Source organism: Gordonia sp. (in: high G+C Gram-positive bacteria), from assembly GCF_049299075.1.
Lineage (GTDB): Bacteria > Actinomycetota > Actinomycetes > Mycobacteriales > Mycobacteriaceae > Gordonia.
Map to the genome: position 1 here is coordinate 1 of NZ_JBAQWU010000505.1, position 2,050 is coordinate 2,050.

Below are 2,050 nucleotides of genomic sequence, written 5' to 3' on the forward strand. Positions count from 1 at the left end.
CGTGCTAGATCAGGAGCTCGTCGACCATCTGATGCCCACCGCCGACGGTGTGGATTGGCGGGTGTGCCTGCCGACGGCGATCACCGCGTGGAGCGAGATGGCCCGCCCGGCCCAGCTGCCACCGGAGCGGATGCCGACGCGGGTGGTCGTCGCTGGCCGGGTGCAGCCGCCGTTCGTCACCGCGGACTTTCTGGCGCGCTGCGCGGCGCAGCGCCCCGAGGTGCGGGTGCGCCACGTCGACACCGAGCACATGGTGCCGTACCTGGCACCGGAAACGGTGGCCGAACTCGTCCGGGAACTGCTCTGATGGTCGTCACCGACGCACAGGTGGAGCGCGTGCGGGCACTGATCGCCGCCATCCCGCCCGGGCAGGTGTCCACCTATGGCGACTTGGCCAACGCTGCCGGGCTCACCAATCCCCGGCAGGTCGGCTGGATCCTGCGCACCGACGGCGCGGATCTGCCGTGGCAGCGGGTGATCACCGCATCCGGCCGCCCGGCGATCCACCAGGCCGCCGAACAGTTGACGCTGCTGCGCGACGAGGGTGCACCGATCTCGGGCGACCGAGTCCTGCTCCGCGAATGCCGCGCCGACCTGCGCTAGCGGTACCGAACACGACGCTCAGCACTTTCCGCGCGGCAATTTCGCCACGTTCTTGTCGAGCCACGCGGCCACCTCGTTCAGATGGGCTATGCCGGTACTCATCTCCTGGCCCGGCTGATATGTCTGCATGGTGACGGCCAACTCGCGACCATCCTTCCACGTGATCAGCCCAAGCTGCCGGACCTCGTATCCACCCTGGTCTGCCGGTCCCCATCCACCCTTCAGCGCGGTGGTCACCCGAGGCGAGGTCATCGACTCGATCCCCCACTGCTGATTGCTGTTCACCTCGCCCATGTAGGTGAGGATCTCGTCGGTGTCCTTCATACACGGAAGATGCGCGGCGAAGGTCGCCGCGTCGGCCAGTTTCCATTCGGTAAGTCCGAAGGTCTCATCGGCCGCCTTGATCGTCACCACCGCGGTGGAATCATCGCCACCATCGCGCAGCACGGCCGTAACTTTGGTGCGGGCCTCCTCCGGGGTACCAAGAGACTCGCGGAGCGATAGCGCCGCATCGTTGTCCGAATTGATGATCGCCTTGGAGATCAGTGCCTGTTTAGACCCATTGCGCTGCGCGGCGAGCGCGAGCGGCACCTTGATCGTCGACCAGGCGACACGCTGATTCTGATTTCCAAAGGTCAGGACCTCACCGCCGCCGACCGGGACCAGCGCGAGTCCGACGCCGGGACCGAAGTCCGACTTCTCCCAGCTCGCGTGGAGCTCCGCGTAGTCGGGGTTGCCCGCCGCGGATGCTGACGTACCCGTCACTCGCGAAGTCGACGCCGCGGTACTGGCCGCCCCGGAAGTAGCTGTGCTGCGCACCGGCGCGGGCGTACCGTCGGTCTGTCCACACGATATTGCGCTCACGCTGACCAGACCGACACCGATCAGGGTGGCCACCGCTGGGCGCAGTCGGCCCCAAAGATACGTACGCACGTGTTCTCCTCGAACGAAGGACGGTTAGTCGACGATCCTGTCAGTAAATGTAGACAACGGCCTGGTTGCCTCCGCGGCAGGCGATGACGCCGAGATACGGCGCGCAATGCATCTCGTAGTTCTTCTGCTGTTGCGGCGCCCATCCGTTGATCGACCGGACTTCGCCCATCGGGCCGCCAGCGATATACGAGTTGCGCACATTCGCGGCGAACTCACAGCCGGTCCACTGTGGGTATCCGGTGCCGAGCCCCGCGTACCCGGGACACGGCTGGTTGTCCGGCGGCGGCGGACCGGCAGACCAGGTCGCGGTCGCCGTCTGCGCAGCGGTGGCGGTCTCCGTCGCCGTGAGCGTCGTCGTCGTGTTCACCGGAGCGTTGGCGGCCGTGGCATCGGCCGAATTTTGCGAATCCTGCCCCCCTAGCTTATCTGCCACCAGCCATGCACCCAGACCAACAAGGGCAGCGATGAGGACGCCCATCAGTACGAACATGCCCTTGTTGGAACTGTGCTGGGG

3 protein-coding genes and 1 pseudogene are annotated in these 2,050 nt (G+C 66.3%); 2 read left to right on the forward strand and 2 right to left on the reverse strand.

From position 1 onward, the window contains the following. On the forward strand, nucleotides 1–307 hold a 307-nt coding region (locus WAW85_RS16015; RefSeq protein WP_422560581.1), incomplete at its 5' end, for an alpha/beta fold hydrolase. Continuing rightward, on the forward strand, nucleotides 307–603 hold the full coding sequence (locus WAW85_RS16020) for an MGMT family protein (RefSeq protein ID WP_422560582.1): 297 nt from the start codon (nucleotides 307–309) through the stop codon (nucleotides 601–603). The genes WAW85_RS16015 and WAW85_RS16020, both read left to right, overlap by 1 nt. An 18-nt stretch (nucleotides 604–621) precedes the next feature. On the opposite strand, the gene WAW85_RS16025 is transcribed toward WAW85_RS16020, so the two are convergent. Together WAW85_RS16025 and WAW85_RS16030 are read right to left on the reverse strand one after the other, a co-directional pair. Next, a complete protein-coding gene (locus tag WAW85_RS16025; protein WP_422560583.1) occupies nucleotides 622–1,536 on the reverse strand; it encodes a hypothetical protein in 915 nt (304 codons plus the stop codon). Nucleotides 1,537–1,576: 40 nt separating this feature from the next. Beyond that, a pseudogene (locus tag WAW85_RS16030) lies at nucleotides 1,577–2,050 on the reverse strand (hypothetical protein); the annotation flags it as partial.

Bases quoted from the DNA above. Each gene is read 5' to 3' on its own strand.
- WAW85_RS16020 (WP_422560582.1), top strand. From the start codon at position 307: ATGGTCGTCACCGACGCACAGGTGGAGCGCGTGCGGGCACTGATCGCC.